At 65.2% G+C, this 18,005-nt stretch carries 14 protein-coding genes; 12 read left to right on the forward strand and 2 right to left on the reverse strand.

What is annotated here, in order from left to right; genetic code table 11:
* Positions 1 to 46: 46 nt before the first annotated feature.
* The 8 genes from soxA to THIX_RS06445 all read left to right on the forward strand — a co-directional run bounded on the left by soxA (position 47) and on the right by THIX_RS06445 (position 11,368).
* The gene (gene soxA, locus THIX_RS06410) at positions 47 to 883 is read left to right on the forward strand and encodes a sulfur oxidation c-type cytochrome SoxA (protein ID WP_112485561.1); all 837 of its coding nucleotides are present in this window, start codon (positions 47 to 49) and stop codon (positions 881 to 883) included.
* A 37-nt stretch (positions 884 to 920) separates the two neighbouring features.
* Positions 921 to 1,553, forward strand: a complete 633-nt coding sequence (gene soxX, locus THIX_RS06415; RefSeq protein WP_233224431.1) for a sulfur oxidation c-type cytochrome SoxX — start codon at positions 921 to 923, stop codon at positions 1,551 to 1,553.
* Positions 1,554 to 1,646: 93 nt separating this feature from the next.
* Positions 1,647 to 3,383 carry a thiosulfohydrolase SoxB gene (soxB, locus tag THIX_RS06420; protein ID WP_112488208.1) on the forward strand — a complete coding sequence of 579 codons (1,737 nt, stop codon included), beginning with the start codon at positions 1,647 to 1,649 and terminating at the stop codon, positions 3,381 to 3,383.
* A gap of 307 nt (positions 3,384 to 3,690) precedes the next feature.
* On the forward strand, positions 3,691 to 6,546 hold the full coding sequence (locus THIX_RS06425) for a 2-oxoglutarate dehydrogenase E1 component (protein ID WP_112485563.1): 2,856 nt from the start codon (positions 3,691 to 3,693) through the stop codon (positions 6,544 to 6,546).
* A gap of 95 nt (positions 6,547 to 6,641) precedes the next feature.
* Positions 6,642 to 7,928 (forward strand): 2-oxoglutarate dehydrogenase complex dihydrolipoyllysine-residue succinyltransferase, encoded by a 1,287-nt coding sequence (odhB, locus tag THIX_RS06430; RefSeq protein WP_112485564.1) that lies wholly within the window; start codon positions 6,642 to 6,644, stop codon positions 7,926 to 7,928.
* A gap of 10 nt (positions 7,929 to 7,938) precedes the next feature.
* Positions 7,939 to 9,372, forward strand: a complete 1,434-nt coding sequence (lpdA, locus tag THIX_RS06435; protein WP_112485565.1) for a dihydrolipoyl dehydrogenase — start codon at positions 7,939 to 7,941, stop codon at positions 9,370 to 9,372.
* Positions 9,373 to 9,380: 8 nt separating this feature from the next.
* Entirely contained in the window at positions 9,381 to 10,478 is a 1,098-nt protein-coding gene (zapE, locus tag THIX_RS06440) for a cell division protein ZapE (RefSeq protein WP_112485566.1), read from the forward strand.
* 11 nt (positions 10,479 to 10,489) lie between these two features.
* The gene (locus THIX_RS06445; protein WP_158540820.1) at positions 10,490 to 11,368 is read left to right on the forward strand and encodes a hypothetical protein; all 879 of its coding nucleotides are present in this window, start codon (positions 10,490 to 10,492) and stop codon (positions 11,366 to 11,368) included.
* 42 nt (positions 11,369 to 11,410) lie between these two features.
* Here the strand turns inward: THIX_RS06445 and THIX_RS06450 are convergent, their stop codons facing one another.
* Positions 11,411 to 12,217, reverse strand: a complete 807-nt coding sequence (locus THIX_RS06450; protein WP_112485568.1) for a PP2C family serine/threonine-protein phosphatase — start codon at positions 12,215 to 12,217, stop codon at positions 11,411 to 11,413.
* A gap of 92 nt (positions 12,218 to 12,309) precedes the next feature.
* On the opposite strand from THIX_RS06450, the gene THIX_RS06455 reads away from it, so the two are divergent.
* Both THIX_RS06455 and THIX_RS06460 read left to right on the forward strand, forming a co-directional pair.
* Positions 12,310 to 12,513: a YdcH family protein gene (locus THIX_RS06455; RefSeq protein ID WP_112485569.1), complete on the forward strand. Its 204-nt coding sequence runs from the start codon at positions 12,310 to 12,312 to the stop codon at positions 12,511 to 12,513.
* 95 nt (positions 12,514 to 12,608) lie between these two features.
* Positions 12,609 to 14,687, forward strand: coding sequence for an ATP-dependent DNA helicase (locus tag THIX_RS06460; protein WP_233224432.1), 2,079 nt, complete (start codon positions 12,609 to 12,611; stop codon positions 14,685 to 14,687).
* 57 nt (positions 14,688 to 14,744) lie between these two features.
* On the opposite strand, the gene THIX_RS06465 is transcribed toward THIX_RS06460, so the two are convergent.
* Positions 14,745 to 15,566, reverse strand: coding sequence for an outer membrane protein assembly factor BamD (locus THIX_RS06465; RefSeq protein ID WP_371412880.1), 822 nt, complete (start codon positions 15,564 to 15,566; stop codon positions 14,745 to 14,747).
* A 183-nt stretch (positions 15,567 to 15,749) separates the two neighbouring features.
* Here THIX_RS06465 and THIX_RS06470 point away from each other — a divergent pair, with 183 nt between their 5' ends.
* Together THIX_RS06470 and pgeF are read left to right on the forward strand one after the other, a co-directional pair.
* Positions 15,750 to 16,817 carry an RluA family pseudouridine synthase gene (locus tag THIX_RS06470; RefSeq protein WP_199195243.1) on the forward strand — a complete coding sequence of 356 codons (1,068 nt, stop codon included), beginning with the start codon at positions 15,750 to 15,752 and terminating at the stop codon, positions 16,815 to 16,817.
* Positions 16,801 to 17,616, forward strand: coding sequence for a peptidoglycan editing factor PgeF (gene pgeF / locus THIX_RS06475; RefSeq protein ID WP_112485571.1), 816 nt, complete (start codon positions 16,801 to 16,803; stop codon positions 17,614 to 17,616). The genes THIX_RS06470 and pgeF overlap by 17 nt, the downstream gene beginning before the upstream one ends.
* Positions 17,617 to 18,005 lie beyond the last annotated feature (389 nt).

Here is an 18,005-nt window from a genome sequence, read left to right on the forward strand (position 1 = left end):
AGCCTTCTTTTTGTTTGACGCAGTACCCACTGTTCGCGAGGAGACTATGAGATCACGACTAAAAAAGATTGCGGCGCTGGCTGGGTTATCGCTTCCTGCCATGATGCTGATCGGGGCTTGCGCGACAACCGCGCAGGCGGACTCCGTAACCCAGGAGGGGAATGCTTACCTCAAATTGATGAACGAAATGGGCGGTAACCCCGCCGACTTCAACATCGACGATGGCAAGAAGCTTTGGAGTGAAAAGCGTGGGCCCAAAAACGCCTCTCTCGAACAGTGCAATCTGGGCCTCGGCCCAGGCGTGGTGAAGGGTGCCTATGCCCAACTTCCGCGTTATTTCGCAGATACCGGCAAGGTGCAGGATCTGGAATCCCGTCTGGTCACTTGCATGGAAAGCCTCCAAGGTTTCAGTGCCAAGGAAGCTGACAAAGAGCCCTTCGCCAAGGAGGGGGGTAACGCATCCCCATTGGAAAACATCGCGATGTATGTGGCGCATGAGTCCGATGGCATGAAAGTGGCCATCCCGCAAAACGACGCCATGGAAAAACTCTCTTACGAGAATGGCAAGAAGCTGTTTTTCTACCGTGCGGGACCCTTCAGTTTCTCGTGCGCAGCCTGCCATGCCGAAAGTGGCAAGCGCATCAAGATCTCCGCGCTTCCCAACCTGACGAACAAAGAAGCAGCCGTCTCCTACGCGACCTGGCCTGCCTACCCCAATTCTCAGGGCGTCGCCCGCACGCTTGAATGGCGCATGTTGGCTTGCGCACGCCAACAGCGCTGGCCCGCTCCCAAGTTCACGTCCAGCGCGGTGATCGACCTGATCACGTATATGGGGGTCAACTCCAATGGCGCCACGCTCCACACGCCTTCGTTCAAGCGCTAAGAGAGGAGACAACATGAAAAAATCAGTTTTATTGGTCTTGACGGCGGCGGCCAGTGCTGCTGTGCTGAGCGGCTGTGCCGGCATGGACAAATCCGCATCGGCGGGCGCCAGCGGTGATCCTTTCGCGACGGCATCCTTCCAGAAAATCCTCAAAGACGATTTCGTCAGCAAGGGACAAGCCAGCGTCGATCGCCTCAAGCAAACGAAGGCGCAGTACGAGTGCTCGAAGTACGACTACCTCGGCCAGCCGTTGCCGGATGCGATTCGCAAAGAGATCGAGACGACCGCGCAGTCCAAGGTCGTCTACCCGAAGGACGGCCAATATCTGGGTGACTGGAAGGCTGGCCTCAAGATTGCCGAGGATGGCAAGGGGCTGCAGTGGAACGACAAACCCGGCACCCCCAACGGCGGCAACTGCCTGGCTTGCCACAAGATGATTGCGAACGATCCGTCTCAAGGCAATATCGGACCTGAGTTGTATCACTACGCCAAGTTGCGCGGCAACAGCGAAGCGATTTTGAAGTACACCTGGGCCCGCATCTATAACTCCGAAGCATTCAATGCATGTTCCTACATGCCGCCGTTTGGAGAGCATCACATCCTCACCGAGCAGCAGATGAAGGACGTGATGGCGCTGCTGATGGACCCTAACTCTCCGGTCAACAAGTAATCCCATCGTTTCCAGGCTGGTCGACAGCCGATCAGCCTAGGCCCGCCTATTGATTGCCGATTGGCGGGCTTTTTCTTTTTTCAAGGACCCATCATGAGCCTCTCCCGCCGCGAATTTTTGAGTGTTTTGGCTGCTGCCGGTGTCAACGGATTTCCGATGATGCGTGACGCCAGCGCCGCCGAGGTGGACAAGCTGTACAACCCACCCGTGACGGGAAATGTGCACTTTCTTCACATGACCGATAGCCATGCGCATCTACAGCCCCTGTATTTCCGCGAACCCAACGTGAATATCGGCATCGGCGCCATGAATGGCCACCTGCCCCACTTGGTTGGCGCCAATTACCTCAAGCGCGTGGGTTTCAAACCCAATACGCGCGAGTCCTATGCGTTTACCTACCTCGACTTCGTGCGCGCCGGCAAGCAGTACGGCAAGATGGGCGGTTACGCGCATATTGCCACCCTAGTGAAGCAACTCCGTGCGGCCCGCCCCGGTGCGCTGTTGCTGGACGGTGGCGACACCTGGCAGGGCACGGGGCTGTCCCTGTGGACCAAGGGCCAGGACATGGTCGATGCCCAGCTCCAGCTCGGCGTCGACGTCATGACGGCGCATTGGGAATTCACCTATGGCCAGGATCGAGTCAAGGAAATCGTCAACAAGGATTTCAAGGGCAAGATCGACTTTGTCGCCCAGAATGTGAAGACAGCTGACTTTGGCGATCCCGTTTTCCCCAACTATGTGATGAAGCAGATGAACGGGGTCCAGGTCGCCATCATCGGCCAAGCCTTCCCCTACACCCCGATTGCCAACCCGGGTTACCTGATGCCTGACTGGACTTTCGGCATTGACACCGACCACATGCAGAAAGTGGTGAAAGAGGTGAAGAAAAAGGGTGCGCAGCTCGTGGTCGTGATCTCGCACAACGGCATGGACGTGGACCGCAAGATGGCCACGCTGGTCGAAGACATCGACTGCATTTTTGGTGGCCATACCCATGATGGCGAAGCCGTGGCCGTGGAAGTTCGGCGCCCCTCGGGCGGCATGACCCTGGTCACCAATGCCGGATCGCACGGCAAATTCCTCGCCGTGATGGACTTCGACGTGCGCGGCGGCAAGATGGTGAGCTACAAGTACCGCCTGCTGCCCGTCTTCTCTGAACTGCTCGCCGCCGACGCGGACATGAATGCGCTGATCAAGAGGCACCGCGCGCCTTACGAGAGCAAGATGAACGAGGTGCTGGCGCATACCGAAGGCGTGCTCTATCGCCGCGGTAATTTCAACGGCACCTGGGACCAGCTGGTGGTGGATGCCATGCTGGCCGTGCGCGGTGGCGATCTGGCCTTCTCGCCGGGTTTCCGCTGGGGCGGCGACCTGCTTCCCGGCGCACCGATCACCAGGGAGGACATGATGGCCCAACTGGCCATCACCTACCCGTACTGCACGCTTTCGGACATGACCGGCGAAACCGTCAAGGCCGTCATGGAAGACGTGTGCGACAACCTGTTCAACCCCGACCCCTACTACCAGCAGGGTGGTGACATGGTTCGTCTCGGAGCGCTGGAATACAGCTGTGCGCCGAACGAGAAAATCGGCAACCGCATTCAGGACATGCGCCTGGGCGGCAAGCCGCTCGACCCGAAGAAAACCTACAAGGTCGCTGGCTGGGCGCCGGTGCAACAGGCCTCTGCCATCCCCAGCAACCCGCCCATCTGGGACATCGTCGAGGAATACCTCAAGCACAACAAAGTCATCAAGCCGCTGAAGGTCAACGAACCCAAGCTGATTGGTGTCAAGGGCAACCCGGGGCTGGCGCAGTACGGTCGGATCTGACCCTGTCAGTCTTTCCGCCGGGGTAGGGCGTTCATGACAAGCGGGCTGGAAGCGATTCCAGCCCGCTTTGTTTTCCGGGCTTGGCAAATGGGGCTTGGGTACACTCGGATGCGGCTGGCATGGCTTGGACAAGACATGCCAGCCAGTGTTGGTGATGTTTTGTTTTTTGCGCGGCATCAAATCGGCTGCTACAGTTCATTCAGGTCTTTCGTCATCGGACCGCTGTGCGCCAAGGCGGGCTACCCACCCGGGCGCATGGTGTTTCCCCACTTCATGCCGGGGTGCCCGGCGCACCAGTGAGCCCACCATGACCATTCAAGAATTACGCGCCAACTCCTATCTGTCCGGCGGCAATGCTCCGTATGTCGAGGAGCTTTACGAAACCTATCTCGCCAATCCAGGCTCGGTCCCCGACCACTGGCGCGACTATTTCGACGCCTTGCAGCATGTCCCCGCGGTCGACGGCAGCAACGCCCGCGACATTCCCCACACCCCCGTCGTTTCGGCTTTCGCCCTGCGCGCCAAGACCGGGCCAGCGCGCCCCATCAGTCTCAACGCCGATGTGGAGTTGTCGCGCAAGCGCGTGGCGGCGCAGCAACTCATCGCCGCTTATCGCAATGTCGGCGTGCGCTGGGCCGATCTCGATCCGCTCAAGCGCACCGAACGCCCCGAAATTCCCGATCTGGAGCCCAGCTTTTACGGTTTCTCCGATGCCGATCTGGAAACCGTGTTCAACACCAGCAACACCTATTTCGGCAAGGAGGGCATGAGTCTGCGCGAGTTGCTCAACAACCTGCATGAAACCTATTGCGGCTCCATCGGCGCCGAATTCATGTACTTGAGCGACCAGGGACAGAAGCGCTGGTGGCAACAAAAACTGGAGAGCATTCGCACCCGCCCCAGCTTCAGCGCCGAGAAAAAGCGCGAGATTCTCGACAAGCTCACAGCCGCGGAAGGGCTGGAGCGTTACCTCGCCACGCGCTACGTGGGACAGAAGCGATTTTCGCTCGAAGGCGGCGAGAGCTTCATCGTCGGCATGGACGAAGTCGTACAGCGCGGTGGCGAACTCGGCTCACAGGAAGTCATCATCGGCATGGCCCACCGCGGCCGCTTGAACGTGCTGGTCAACACGCTGGGCAAGCGCCCCAAGGATTTGTTCGACGAGTTCGAGGGCAAGCACGCCAGCGACCTGCCTTCCGGCGACGTGAAATACCACCAGGGCTTTTCCAGCGACGTGTCCACGCCGACCGGCCCGGTGCATCTGTCACTGGCCTTCAACCCCTCGCACCTGGAAATCGTCAACCCGGTGGTCGAGGGCTCGGTGCGGGCGCGGCAGGAACGCCGTGGCGACAAGCGCGGCCAGCAAGTGCTGCCCGTGCTGGTGCATGGCGACGCATCGTTCGCCGGCCAGGGCGTGGTGATGGAGACCCTGGCGCTGGCCCAGACGCGCGGCTATTCCACCGGCGGCACGCTGCACATCGTCATCAACAACCAGATCGGTTTCACCACATCCGACCCGCGGGATACGCGCTCCACGCTCTACTGCACCGACGTGGTGAAAATGATCGAGGCGCCCATCCTGCATGTGAACGGTGACGACCCCGAGGCCGTGGCGCTGTGCTGCCAGCTCGCGGTGGATTACCGCGCCGAGTTCGGCCACGACGTGGTGGTCGACATCGTCTGCTTCCGCAAGCTGGGCCACAACGAGCAGGACACGCCAGCCGTGACCCAGCCGTTGATGTACAAGAAGATCGCCGCGCATCCGGGCACGCGCAAGCTGTACGCCGACCGGCTGGTGAGCCAGGGCGTGATCGGTACCGAAGACGGCGATGCCATGGTGCATGCCTACCGCCAGGCGATGGAAGATGGCGAGCGCGCCGTCGAGCCGGTGCTGTCGAACTACAAGAGCAAGTTTGCGGTCGACTGGTCGCCTTTCCTCAACCGCAAGTGGACCGACAGCGCCGACACCTCGTTGCCGATGACCGAACTCAAGCGGCTGGCCGAGCGCATCACCACCATGCCGCCGGATCTGAAACTGCATCCGCTGGTGGAGAAGGTCATCGCCGATCGCGCCAAGATGGGGCGCGGTGAGCTTTCGCTCGACTGGGGCATGGGCGAGCACATGGCCTTCGCCTCGCTGGTGGCCAACGGCTACCCGGTGCGCCTCTCGGGCGAGGACAGTGGGCGGGGCACCTTCAGCCATCGCCATGCCGTGCTGCACGACCAGAACCGCGAGCGCTGGGACGCCGGCAGCTATGTGCCGCTGGAGAACGTGGCCGAAGGCCAGGCGCCGTTCGTCGTCATCGACTCCATTCTGTCGGAAGAAGCGGTGCTCGGTTTCGAGTATGGCTACTCCACCGCCGACCCCAACACCCTGGTGATCTGGGAAGCCCAGTTCGGCGATTTCGCCAATGGCGCCCAGGTGCTGATCGACCAGTTCATCTCCGCCGGCGAAGTGAAATGGGGCCGCGCCTCCGGGCTCACCCTGTTCCTGCCGCACGGCTACGAAGGCCAGGGCCCGGAGCATTCCTCCGCGCGCCTGGAGCGTTACCTGCAGCTTTGCGCCGAGACCAATATCCAGGTCTGCCAGCCGACCAATCCGGCGCAGATTTTTCATTTGCTGCGGCGGCAGATGATCCGTCCCTTCCGCAAGCCGCTGGTGGTGATGACGCCCAAGTCCTTGCTGCGGCACCACGAGGCGCGCTCGCCGCTATCCGACCTGGCCAACGGGCATTTCCACACCGTACTGGGCGAGGGCCAGGACCTTGACGAAGCCAAGATCAAACGCATGGTCATGTGCACGGGGCGGGTGTACTACGACCTGCTCGCCGAGCGCAAACAGCGCGACCTGCAGGACGTGGCCATCGTCCGCTTCGAGCAGCTCTATCCCTTCCCGCACAAGGCCTTCGCCGCCGAGCTCAAGCGCTACCCGCAATTGCGCGATCTGGTGTGGTGCCAGGACGAACCGCAGAATCAGGGGGCATGGTTCTTCATCCAGCACCATATCCACGAAAACCTGCAGGAAGGTCAGCGCCTGGGTTATGCGGGCCGGCCTGCATCGGCCTCCACCGCGGCTGGCTACTTCGCCAAGCACACCGAGCAGCAGAAGGAATTGCTGGCGGCGGCTTTCGGCAAGCTCAAGGGCTTCATCCTCACCAAATAAGCGGGCTGCATGCGCCGCGGCATGGCTGGCCTTGACGGGCCAGCCATGCCGCGCGCACGGCTCAAACCGTTCACATCCAATCGCGAGACCCCACCATGGCACTGATCGATGTCAAGGTTCCCCAACTGTCTGAATCCGTGGCCGAAGCCACCTTGTTGCAATGGAAGAAAAAACCCGGCGAAGCCGTCAAGCAGGATGAAATCCTGATCGAAATCGAGACCGACAAGGTCGTGCTCGAAGTGCCGGCTCCGGCCTCCGGGGTCATGGCCCAGATCCTGAAGAACGACGGTGCGACCGTGGCCGCCGAGGAAATCATCGCCAAGCTCGATACCGAGGCCAAACCTCAGGTCAGTCCCTTGCCGGTGTCGGCGGTGCCGGCCGCCGCCCCAGCGCCGGCCGTCGCGGCGGCTGCCGCCAGCGTCGCAGTCCCTGCCCAAGCGCCGACTTCGGCCCCGGCCATGCCGGCAGCCGCCAAAATCCTCGCCGAGCAGGGTGTCGACCCGGCAAACGTGGCAGGTTCTGGCCGTGGTGGACGCATCACCAAGGGCGACGCACTTGGCGCCATTGCTGGCGGCTCTGCCGCCGCAGCCAAGCCTGCAGCAGCGCCACAACCCAGTCCGATGAGCAGCCCGGCCGCGCTGGCCCCGGTGGATGCTGGCATCGACCTTTCCTCCTACGCCGATCGTCCCGAACAACGCGTGCCCATGAGCCGGCTGCGCGCCCGCATCGCCCAGCGCCTGATTCAGTCACAGAGCGAGAACGCCATTCTCACGACGTTCAACGAAGTGAATATGCAGCCGGTGATGGACCTGCGCAACACGCACAAAGAGCGCTTCGAGAAGGAGCATGGCGTGAAGCTCGGCTTCATGAGCTTTTTCGTCAAGGCGGCGGTGCACGCGCTGCGCAAATACCCGGTGATCAACGCCAGTGTCGACGGCACCGACATCATCTACCACGGCTATTTCGACATCGGCATCGCCGTGGGTAGCCCGCGTGGCCTGGTGGTGCCGATTTTGCGCAATGCCGACCAGCTGAGCTTCGCCGAAATCGAGAAGCAGATTGCCGACTTCGGCGCCAAGGCGCGCGACGGCAAGCTAGCGATCGAAGACCTCACTGGCGGCACCTTCTCCATCAGCAATGGCGGCGTGTTCGGTTCCATGCTCTCCACCCCCATCATCAACCCGCCGCAGGCCGCCATTCTCGGCGTGCATGCGACCAAGGAGCGGCCGGTGGTGGAGAACGGGCAGGTCGTCATCCGCCCCATCAACTACCTGGCGATGAGCTACGACCATCGCATCATCGATGGTCGCGAGGCCGTGCTCGGCCTGGTGGCGATGAAGGAAGCGCTGGAAGACCCCGCACGCCTGCTGCTCAATCTGTGAGACGCAGGCCATGAACGCACAACCCGATCTCATCGTCATCGGCGCTGGCCCCGGCGGCTACATCGCCGCCATTCGCGCCGCCCAGCTCGGCATGGCCGTGGTCTGCATCGACGCCTGGGCCAACGCCAAGGGCGGCCCCGCGCCGGGCGGCACCTGCACCAATGTCGGCTGCATTCCGTCCAAGGCCTTGCTGCAATCGTCCGAGCATTTCGACCAGGCCGGCCACGCTTTTGCCGACCATGGCATCGCGGTGAGTGGGCTCAAGCTCGACCTCGACCGCATGCTGGCACGCAAGGAGCAGGTGGTGCGGCAGAACAACGAGGGCATCCTCTATCTGTTCAAGAAGAACAAGGTGGAGTTCGTCCATGGCCGCGCCGCGTTCGTCGCCAAAACGGCTGAGGGCTTCGAGCTGAATGCGACCACCGCCGGCGGCGAAGCGCGCAGGCTCGTCGCCAAGCAGGTCATCATCGCCACCGGCTCCAGCCCGCGCGCCTTGCCCGGCGCGGCGTTCGACGAAGAGCGCATTCTGTCCAACACCGGAGCGCTGGCGATCTCCCCGGTGCCCAAGCGCCTGGGGGTGATCGGCGCTGGCGTCATCGGCCTGGAAATGGGTTCGGTCTGGCGCCGGCTCGGGGCGCAGGTGACGGTGCTCGAAGCCCTGCCGGAGTTTCTCGGCGCGGCCGATGCGCAGGTGGCCAAAGAGGCGCAAAAACAGTTCAAGAAACAGGGCCTGGACATCCAGCTCGGGGTGAGGATTGCCGAGGTGAAGACCAGTGCCAAGGGCGTGAGCCTGCGCTATGCCGACGCTGCTGGCGCCGAGCAAAAGCTGGAGGTGGACCGGCTCATCGTCTCCATCGGCCGGGTACCGAACACCGAAGGCCTGAACCTGCAGGCGGTGGGCTTGCAGGCTGACGAGCGCGGTTTTGTTCCGGTGGACGCCGATTGCAGGACGCCGGTGGGCGGCATCTGGGCCATCGGCGACGTGGTGCGCGGCCCGATGCTGGCGCACAAGGCCGAAGAAGAAGGCGTGGCGGTGGCCGAGCGCATGGCCGGACAGAAGCCGCATGTGGACTTCAACACCGTCCCCTGGGTGATTTACACCGCCCCGGAAATCGCCTGGGTCGGGCAGACCGAGCAGCAGCTCAAGGCCGCTGGCCGCGCCTACAAGGCTGGCAGCTTTCCTTTCCTCGCCAATGGCCGCGCCCGCGCACTGGGCGACACCACCGGCTTCGTCAAGATGCTGAGCGATGCGGCCACCGATGAAATTTTGGGCGTGCACATCATCGGCCCGATGGCGTCGGAGCTGATTGCCGAAGCCGCGGTGGCGATGGAGTTCAAGGCTGCCGCCGAAGACATCGCGCGCATCTGCCACGCGCATCCCACGCTGTCGGAGTCGATGAAGGAGGCAGCGCTGGCCACCGATGGCCGCGGCCTCAATTTCTGAGCGCGCCGATGGACGTGAGCGAATACGCCCTGCAGTCCCTCGCCGAGCACGGTCACCAGCCTGACGCCGCCCAACAGCTCGCCATCGAGCGGCTGCAGCGTGCCTACGACGAATGGGTGGGCTACAAGTCGCGCCGCTCGACCGCGGTGCGGCGGCTGCTGGTCCATCCCGATCTGCCGCGCGGCGTCTATCTGTGGGGTGGTGTGGGGCGCGGCAAGAGCTTCCTGATGGATGCTTTTTATGTGACCGTGCCGGTGGTGCGCAAGACACGGCTGCATTTTCACGAATTCATGCGCGAGGTGCAGCGCGAATTGGCCGCCTTGCAGGGCACGCAAAATCCGCTGGAGGAACTGGCGCGGCGCATTGCGCGGCGCTTTCGGCTGATCTGCTTCGACGAATTCCATATCAGCGACGTGACCGATGCCATGATCCTGCATCGCCTGCTGCAGGGGTTGTTCGAACAGGGCGTCGTGTTCATGGCCACCAGCAATTTCGAGCCGGATGGCCTCTACCCCGACGGCCTGCGTCGCGACCGCATCCTGCCGGCCATCGAGCTGATCAAGGCGAACATGGACGTGCTGCAGGTGGATGGCGGCGTGGACTACCGCCACCAGGCCTTGGCCGATATGCAGATCTACTACACACCGCTGGGCGCTGTCGCCGAGGACGCCATGGAGCAGGCATTCGAGCGCCTGGCCGAGGCTGCGGACGACGACCCCACGCTGCAGATCGAGCACCGCGAAATCATCGCCCTGCGCCGCGCCGGCGGCGTCGCCTGGTTCAACTTCGAGACCCTGTGCAACACCCCGCGTTCGCAAAACGACTACCTCGAAATTGCCGCGTGTTTCCACACCGTGCTGGTGTCCGACGTGCCGCGCATGGCGCCCGAACTCGCCAGCGCCGCACGCCGCTTCACCTTGCTGGTGGACGTGCTGTACGACCGCAGCATCAAGCTCGTGCTCTCGGCCGAAGTCCCGCCCGCCGCGCTGTATCCTTCAGGCCCCTTGGCTTACGAGTTCGAGCGCACCGTTTCGCGCCTGCTGGAAATGCAGACATCCGCCTATTTGCGGCAGGCGCGGCGCGACGTGCAAACCGAATTGACCTGATGCCTCACCGCTTGAATTCGCTTCCTTTCGCCACGTTGCAGCGTCCATCCATGGCACCGGACTGGCCGCTGGCTCAAGCTGGTTGGCGAGCTGTCTTTGCCGTGGCGCTGGCTCTCGCGGTTTGCCTCGCAGGCCGGGCGCAAGCTGCGCAGCCGCAGGCTCCTGTGGCCTCCCGGCCGACAAGCCGGATCGCCCCGGGCGTTTCCGCACCTGCCTCCACGCAGACTGCCGAGGCGGCTTCCTCGGAGGCCGCGCAACGCGCGGCCGAGCGGCAGCAGTTGGAAGCCCAACGCAGCAATCTGGACGCCGCCTACGTGCGTGAACAAGCCGCTTGCCTGCACCGCTTTTTCGTCAACGACTGCCTCGACCAGGCGCGTCGCCGCTACCACAAGCAGTCGGACGCGCTGGATGCAAGGTTGAACGCCATCGATCTCGCCGGGCGCCAGCAGCGGGCCGAGGCCGAGCGTCGCCGTGTTGCGCGGAATTTGCGTGAGCGCCCGGTGCCGGACGCATCAGCCGCGCAACAGCAACGGACCCTGCGCGAACAAGAGCAGGCACGCAAGCAGCGCGAGCAAGCCGATCGTGCGGCCGGGGATGCAGCCAGACAGGCTGCCTACGAGGCGAAACAGCGCCCGGCCCAGGGCAAAGGCCGCGCCCCGTCAGCCGCCCCAGCCACCGCCGTGTCCCCAGGCGCGAACGCCCAATCGACGCAGCAAGCATCGCAACAAGCCGCCCCGCAGGCGGCGCAAACCCAGGCGGCCGAAGCGGCCTATGCGCAGAAACAAGCCGACTATCAGCGCCGCCAGGCCCAGGCGGCGCAGCAACGCGAGCAAGCGAAAAAATCCGGCTCTGGACCGGCTCCACCGCTGCCGTTGCCACCCGGTTATTGAACGCGCGGCAGAGCACGGTCCCCTCACCCCTTGACCGGCGATCTATCCGTGGAGCTTGGGTGGTCGCTTGGGTGGCGCCGCAGGCGCCTCCGCGCGCAGCAGCTTGACCACCGCGAGCGACAGGTTGTCGCCTCGCCCCATGGCGCGTTGCCTGGCTTTGGCGATGAGGAACTCGCAGCTGTCGCGCGGATCGAGCCGGTCGAGCGTCGAGCCCAGTTCCGCATCGACGAAGTAATGCCACAAGCCGTCGGTGCACAGCAACAAGACGTCGTCCGCCTGGAGTTGCAGGCTGTCACTGGCCAGCGGCGGATCCTCGGTGGTTCCAAGGCTGGAGGTCAGCACATTGCTCATGGGGTGATTGCGCGCCATGCCTTCGCTCAAGGTGCCGGCATCGACCAGATCCTGCACATAGGAGTGATCCTTCGTGCGCACCACCAGCTTGCCGGCGCGAAACACATGCACGCGCGAATCGCCCACATGCGCCCAGTGGCAATGTCCATCTGGCTGCAGCAAAGCGCAGGCCACGGTGGAGTGGGGTTCCTGCTCGGCCGAGATGGCGCTGAGCTTGATCATCAGATGGCTTTCGCGCACGAGGCTGTGCAGCAAATCGAGCGGCTCCTCCTGGCTGGGCAAGAAGCGCTCGAACAGCTGCTGCGCCGTCAGCATCACCTGGTCGGCCGCCATGCGCCCGCCGCTGCGCCCACCCATGCCGTCGGCCACCACCACGAGGATCAGCCCCTGGGCGCGCGGATGCGGGAAGATCTCGATGCGGTCCTGCTGGTACTGGCGGTCGCCGCGATGAATGCCGGTGGCGGCCCGCAACTGCAGACGTGCGCGAGCTTGGCTCATCAGGCGGCCCGAATGGCAGCGTTGGGCCGAGGCGGCGCCATGCGTTCATACAATGGAGCGTCACCTTGCCCAGCCCGCCAGCCACCACGCCGATGGACCAGAACCTGCGCTCTGCCAACCGCCGTCTCATCGAGCTGCGCATGGAGCATGCCGACCTGGACGACGCCATCGACAGGCTCGGGCCGCAGACCCCCGAGCAGGAATTCCTGTTGCACCGGCTGAAGAAAAAGCGGTTGCAGCTTCGCGATCAAATTGCACTCCTGGAAGCGGCCTCGCAGCCGGACGAACCCGCTTGAAAGTCGGGGAACAAGCAACGGGCCATTTTAGGCAGAGCGCCGCAGCGCCCGGTGCGGACACACCGGACGCGCCTTCCGCCGATGCCGATTCCGCCATGACCGACGCCCTGTGGGGCGGGCAAGGTCTGTTCGCCGAGGCGTTGCCAGGCTGGCGCGAGCGACCCGGCCAGCGCCAACTCGCCACCGCAGTCGAGCACGCCATGGCCGAGCGCGGCATTTTGCTGGCCGAGGCCGGCACCGGCACGGGCAAGACCCTGGCCTACCTCGTGCCGGCCTTGCTGCGCGGCGAGCGGGTCATCGTCTCGACCGCGACGCGCGCCTTGCAGGACCAGCTCTTTCGCAAGGATCTGCCCTTGGCGCGCGGGGTGCTGGGCGTGCAGCTGCGGGCCGCGGTGCTCAAGGGGCGCACCAACTACGTGTGCCACTACCGTCTCAAGCGCACCCAGGGCGAAGGCCTGCTGGACAACCGCCGCGCCGTGCAGGAGCTGCGTCGCGTGGCGCTGTTTGCCGGCACGTCTGGCGATGGCGATCTCTCCGCGCTCGGCGGCCTGGACGAGAAATCGCCCGTCATTCCCCTGGTCACGTCCACGCGCGACAACTGCCTCGGCTCCGATTGCCCCGACTACCGTGCCTGCTTCGTGATGAAGGCCAGGCGCGAGGCCATGGCGGCCGACGTGGTCATCATCAACCACCACCTGTTCTTCGCCAACGTCGCCCTGCGCGACGAAGGCGTGGCCGAACTCCTGCCCAGCGCCACCACGGTGGTGCTGGACGAGGCGCACCAGTTGTCCGACATCGGCGCGCAGTTTCTGGGCAGCAGCGTGGGCACGGCTCAGGCGCTGGAACTGGCGCGCGACGTCCTGGCTTGCGGCTTGCAACTGGCGCGTGGCGTGGCCGACTGGCAGGGCCTGAGCAGCCGCTTGCAGAAGGCGGCACGCGACCAGCGCCTGATCGCACCCCACGGCGCGCATCGGCTCGATTGGGCGCAAGCCCAGGCGCTCGAAGGCTGGGCCGAGGGCTTGAACCGCTGGCAGGAGGAACTGGCCGGCTTGCTCGCGGCGCTCGACCCCTTCGAGGCGCTGGCGCCCGAATTCACGCGCCTGATCGAACGCTGCCGCGAGCAGCAAGCCTTGCTCGCGGCCTGGCAGCGCGATGCGACGTCACCCCCGGACGCCGAGGCTGTGGCGGTCGCCGCCCAGGAAACGGTGCGCTGGCTCGAAGTCGGCAGTCACTACCTGCGCCTGCTGGCCACGCCGCTGGGCGTTGGCCCGGCGTTCTCGGCGCTGCTGGCGCAGCGTCCACAAGCCTGGGTGCTGGTGTCGGCCACGCTGACGCTGGACGGCGGCTTTCGCTACACCCGCGCGCGCCTGGGCCTGAACGAAGGCAGTCCGGCGCTGGCCGCAGTGGAGGGCGGGGTCCTGCCGCGTTTGCGCGAACTGCGCGTCGCCAGCCCGTTCGACTATGCGCGCCAGACGCGCCTGCTGGTGCCGCGCGCGGGTTTCCATCCGTCCGACGCCGAGCATTCCCTGCGCGTGGCCGAGCTGGCCGCGCGGCTGGTCGCCGTCAATCCCGGCGGCAGCTTCGTGCTCACCACCACGCTGCGCGCCATCGGCCGCATCGCCTCGCGTCTGCGCGAGCTCCTGCCGCCCAACCGGGTGGTGCTGGAGCAGGCCAGCGAGTCCAAGCAGGTGCTGCTGCAGCGCTTCGCCGCGAATCCCGAGGCGGTGCTGGTGGGCAGCCACAGCTTCTGGGAGGGGGTCGATTTTCCGGGCGAGCAACTCACCCTGGTGGTGATCGACAAACTGCCTTTCGCCCCGCCCGACGATCCCATGGTCGCGGCGCGCATCAAACGCCTGGAAGCGGCTGGACGCAGCGGCTTCATGGACTATTCGCTGCCGCAAGCCGCGCTGGCGCTGCAGCAGGGCGCGGGCCGGCTCATTCGCAGCGAGCGCGATTGGGGCGTGCTGGCGGTGTGCGATCAACGCCTGGCCAGCACCGCCTGGGGGCGCCGCCTGCTGGCCTCGCTGCAACCGTTTGCGCGGGTGGAATCGGTGGACGAAGCGGCAGCGTTCTTGCTGGCGCATGCGGGCCCTGCGCCCGCTTCAGCAGCGCCGGATGTCGCGGCGGAAAACCCGGCTGCGGCCGTGGATGGCGATCCGGCTTTCGAGGGCTGAGCCGCAAGTCCGCCTGTTGGTCAGGCTTTCAAGCGACGCGGCAGGTTCAGTTCGAACTCACCACAGCTTCCACCACGACTCGTTGCGCTGCGGCAGGCCCTGGGTGAGGTAGGGGCTCGCGGGGTAATTGAGCTTGAGCACACGCTCGGTGTCGTCGCGCAATTGCGTCAGTCCCAGCTTGTCGTAGCTGTCCATCAACACGGCAAGCGCCAGTTGCGTGGCGGGTGCGTCCGGGTGGCTCTTGATGGCCTCCTGCGCGCGGTCGGCGGCTGCCACATAAGCGCCGCGGCGGTAATAGAACAAGGCCACATGGGTGTCGTACTCGGCCAGCGCATTGAGGATGTAGCGCATGCGCAGCCGCGCGTCGGGCGTGTACTTGCTCTTGGGGAAACGCGTGGTCAGCTCCTTGAAGGCTTCGAACGATTCCTTCGCGGCATGCTGGTCGCGCTCATACAGCTTCTGGTCCGACAGGCCGGAGAACCAGCTGCTGTTGTCGTAGAAGTTGATGCGGCCCTTCAGATAGAGCACGTAGTCGGTGTAGGGGTTGTTGGGGTAGATCTTGAGGAAACGGTCGCAAGCGGCCAGCGCCTGGGCACGTTCGCCCTGCTTGAAGTAGCCGTAGGCGGTCTCCATCAGCGCCTGCTGCGCCAGCACGCCGTAGGGGTAGCGCGACTCGAGCTTTTCGTAATACTTCGTGGCCTTGTCGTAAGCGCCGCTGCTCATCTCGTCCTTCGCCTCGCTGTACAACTTCGCGGCGGACCAGCCGGCGGTCACATCTTTTTCCGAGGTCGACGCACAGGCGCCGAGCAGGGCTGCAGCAAGCAGAACAAATGTACGCAGCAGGAGGCGCACACCCGTGGAGGACTGGGTGGAATTCACAAGGCAACTCGTCGCAGGATCGGCAAGCGAGCCATTATAGGAAGCGGGTTGCGCTGCGGCGCCAGATCCGGGAACTGGCCGTGCTCCGGCGTCGTGGACGGCCGCCAGGTCAGCGTGGCGCCATGCAACGGAGCGGACACCAGGTGGAGCAAACGCGTCGCAGGGCTGGGCTATGCTGCCTGCATGCACGCCCGAGACTCCAGCCCGCTCGACCCTACGCCCAGCCTGCCGCCCGGCGCGATGGACGATCCCCCCGACCTGGATTCCGGCGAGCCCGCACCGACAGCCGCTGTGCTCCAGGCCAGCGTCCCCGCAGCCTTCTCGGGCGAGCGTCTGGACAAGGTGCTGGCGCAGATCTTTCCGCAGTTTTCCCGCAGCCGGCTCAAGGCCTGGTGCGAGGCCGGTCTGGTGCAAATGGGCGGGCAGCTTGCCGCCCCGCGCAGCAAGGCGCGCAATGCCGCGCTGGTGGAGTTGCAGGTTCCGCTGGACCCGGAGGCTGGCGCCTTCACGCCCGAACCGATGGATCTGGCCGTGGTGTGGGAAGACACCCAGCTTGCCGTGATCGACAAGCCAGCCGGGCTGGTGGTGCATCCGGCGGCCGGCAACTGGAGCGGCACCCTGCTCAACGGCTTGTTGGCGCGCTACCCGGAGGCAGCCTTGGTGCCGCGCGCCGGCATCGTCCACCGGCTCGACAAGGACACCAGCGGCCTGCTGGTGGTGGCCCGCACCCTTGAGGCGCAGGTCGATCTGGTGCGCCAGTTGCAGGCACGCACGGTCAGCCGGCAGTACCTCGCGCTGGCCTGGGGCGTTTTGCCGCGGGCGATGACGGTGGATGCCGCCATCGCCCGTCATCCGCGCGACCGCTTGCGCATGGCGGTGGTGGCGGGCGGCAAGCCGGCGCGCACCCATTTTTCGCCGCTGGCAGTGCTGTCCACGCCGCACGGACAGGTCACGGCCTTGCGCTGCAGCCTGGAGTCGGGGCGCACGCACCAGATTCGGGTGCATGCCCAGCACGCCGGCCTGCCCCTGCTGGGCGACGCCCTGTACGGCCGGCGCGGCGCCCCCCCGCTGCAGATCCAGCGCCAGGCCCTGCATGCCGCGGCATTGCGCTTTGTGCATCCCGCGTCGCGCAAGCTGCTGGGTTGCGTCGCGCCCATCGCGGCCGACGTCGTGGCGCAATGGCAAGACCTGGGCGGCCACGCGGCTGAGTTGGACCCCAAAGCCTGGCACGACGATGACGCCGCGGCCTGATTCCTGGATCGACGCTCCCTGGCCCGGCAACCCGCGGGTACGGGGCCTGTTCACCAGCCGCCAGGGCGGCGTCAGTGCCGGACCCTATGCCGGGGCAGGGGCCACTCCGGGGGGAGAGTCCATCGGTGGCATGAACCTCGGCAGCCATGTGGGCGATGCGCCGCAGGCCGTGGCGGCCAATCGCGCCCGCTTGGCCGCTTGGCTCGGTGATGTGCGCGTTGCCTACCTCGACCAGGCGCACGGCACCGAGGTCGCCGACCTCGACCGCTGGGACGGCGCTTCCACGCCGCAGGCCGATGCCGCCGTCACCGCCACACCGGGCGTGGCTGCCTGCGTGCTGGTGGCCGACTGTCTGCCCGTGCTGTTTGCCGCACCCGACGGCCGTGCGGTGGGCGCGGCGCATGCGGGCTGGCGCGGCCTTGCCGGCGACGTGCTCGAGCACACGCTGCAAGCCCTGTGCCGCAAGGCTGATTGCAAGCCCGCGGCGGTCCACGCCTGGCTGGGCCCTGCCATCGGCCCGCAGGCCTTCGAGGTGGGGGGCGACGTGCGCACGGCTTTCGTCCATCAGGCCCCCGAAGCGGCCGACGCCTTTCTTGCCGCGGCGGAGCCGGGAAAGTGGCTTGCCAATCTGTTCCTGCTGGCGCAGCTGCGCTTGCAGGCCGCCGGCATGCCGCTCTCCCAGGTGCAAGGCGGCGGGGTGTGCACGGTCAGCAATCCGGCGCGGTATTTTGCTTACCGGCGAGACCGGGTCACCGGTCGTCAGGCAGGCCTGGTGTGGATTGCGGCCCGCTCGGCATGAACCCGCAAGACGCCCCCGGAAAATGCAAGGCCATTCGCTGGGCTCTGGACACGGGGAAATCGCGTTGACACGGCATGGGCTTTGCTCAAGAATGAAACCGGGTTACCCAGTTGCCGGTCTGGCCGCATGTCCCACCACAATGAGGCCCGCCACAAACAGACAGACCGCCTTGCGACGGGACTGCCGCACATCGACCCTCCCCGCGCTCATCACCATGCCCCAAGCTCCCACCAGCCTGCACCGACGTACCCTGCGCCCGCTGCACGGGCCGCGTGCCGACATGCAGCCGAACTTGCCGTCATGGGACGGCGGCGGCATGGCCCCTTCGTGCGCCAGTTCGCGAACCGCCGGCGCGCCACGGCCCTCAAGTTTCTGACCTCAACGATCCG

It is taken from the genome of Thiomonas sp. X19 (assembly GCF_900089495.1).
In the GTDB taxonomy this organism is placed as follows: Bacteria; Pseudomonadota; Gammaproteobacteria; order Burkholderiales; family Burkholderiaceae_C; genus Thiomonas_A.

Excerpts from the sequence above, each read along its gene's own strand:
- odhB (WP_112485564.1), top strand. The coding sequence starts at position 6,642 with ATGGCACTGATCGATGTCAAGGTTCCCCAACTGTCTGAATCCGTGGCC.
- THIX_RS06470 (WP_199195243.1), top strand. The coding sequence starts at position 15,750 with ATGCACGCCCGAGACTCCAGCCCGCTCGACCCTACGCCCAGCCTGCCG.
- pgeF (WP_112485571.1), top strand. The coding sequence starts at position 16,801 with ATGACGCCGCGGCCTGATTCCTGGATCGACGCTCCCTGGCCCGGCAAC.
- THIX_RS06455 (WP_112485569.1), top strand. The coding sequence starts at position 12,310 with ATGGACCAGAACCTGCGCTCTGCCAACCGCCGTCTCATCGAGCTGCGC.
- THIX_RS06425 (WP_112485563.1), top strand. The coding sequence starts at position 3,691 with ATGACCATTCAAGAATTACGCGCCAACTCCTATCTGTCCGGCGGCAAT.
- THIX_RS06450 (WP_112485568.1), bottom strand. The coding sequence starts at position 12,217 with ATGAGCCAAGCTCGCGCACGTCTGCAGTTGCGGGCCGCCACCGGCATT.
- soxA (WP_112485561.1), top strand. The coding sequence starts at position 47 with ATGAGATCACGACTAAAAAAGATTGCGGCGCTGGCTGGGTTATCGCTT.
- lpdA (WP_112485565.1), top strand. The coding sequence starts at position 7,939 with ATGAACGCACAACCCGATCTCATCGTCATCGGCGCTGGCCCCGGCGGC.
- soxB (WP_112488208.1), top strand. The coding sequence starts at position 1,647 with ATGAGCCTCTCCCGCCGCGAATTTTTGAGTGTTTTGGCTGCTGCCGGT.
- zapE (WP_112485566.1), top strand. The coding sequence starts at position 9,381 with ATGGACGTGAGCGAATACGCCCTGCAGTCCCTCGCCGAGCACGGTCAC.
- THIX_RS06460 (WP_233224432.1), top strand. The coding sequence starts at position 12,609 with ATGACCGACGCCCTGTGGGGCGGGCAAGGTCTGTTCGCCGAGGCGTTG.